Raw genomic sequence first — 817 nt, 5'->3', positions numbered from 1 at the left:
AGCTTCCGCGGTCGCGAGCGTCTGTTCCTGCCCGAGGAGCGTTGGCAAGCCGAAGCGCCGAGGCACTACGCCAGGTTGCAGCTGCCGGCTAAGGCTAGCGAGTTCCTCGTACCGCTACTTGCTCGCATGCTCATTGGCATCGACGCGGTGGCGGCCGCCGCGCGTTCGGGTGATCTGCGAGTCGACGACGAGCTGCATCTGGCGTCGTTGGCTGCCGACGAAGATGACCCCCAAGTGGTGAGCCTGCGCACCCAGCTCGACCAGCGCATCGGTGAGTCGCAGTTGCCCGAGGTCATCCTGGCCGTGGACGCCCAGGTGCGCTTCAGCTGGATCATGCTCGGGCGCGAGCCGAGAACGGCGCAGGAACTGCTGATGACCTATGCCGGCATCCTGGCGCACGGCACCAGCCTCACGGCGGCCGAGTGCGCGCGCATGATCCCGCAGTTGTCGGCGACCAGCATCCGTCAGGCCATGCGCTGGGCCGGCCACGAGCGTCGACTGGCACGGGCCTGCCAGGCGGTGCTGGCGTTCATGCAGGGCCACCCCATCGCGGCGACCTGGGGCCGAACTGACCTGGCCTCCTCGGACATGATGAGCCTGGAGACCAGTCGGCGCGTGTGGCAAGCACGCCAGGACCCGCGGCGCCAGGTGGCTTCCATCGACGTGTACAGCCACGTGCAGGACCGATGGGGAATCTTCCACGCGCAGCCGATCGTGCTCAATGAGCGGCAGGCGGGCGCTGCCATCGAGGGTGTCATTCGACAGGAACGGATCGAGACGTCTCAGCTCGCTGTCGACACGCACGGTTTCACCGACT

1 protein-coding gene is annotated in these 817 nt (G+C 67.3%); it reads left to right on the top strand.

Annotated elements, in window-relative coordinates; genetic code table 11:
* Positions 1-817 (top strand): Tn3 family transposase (locus AC1DF3_RS36960; protein WP_478142809.1); only part of this gene is annotated, 817 nt, incomplete at both ends.

It is taken from the genome of Variovorax sp. 10N432, assembly GCF_056394465.1.
Note: the sequence above shows the minus strand (reverse complement) of the source record. Positions and strands in the feature narration are given on the sequence as shown.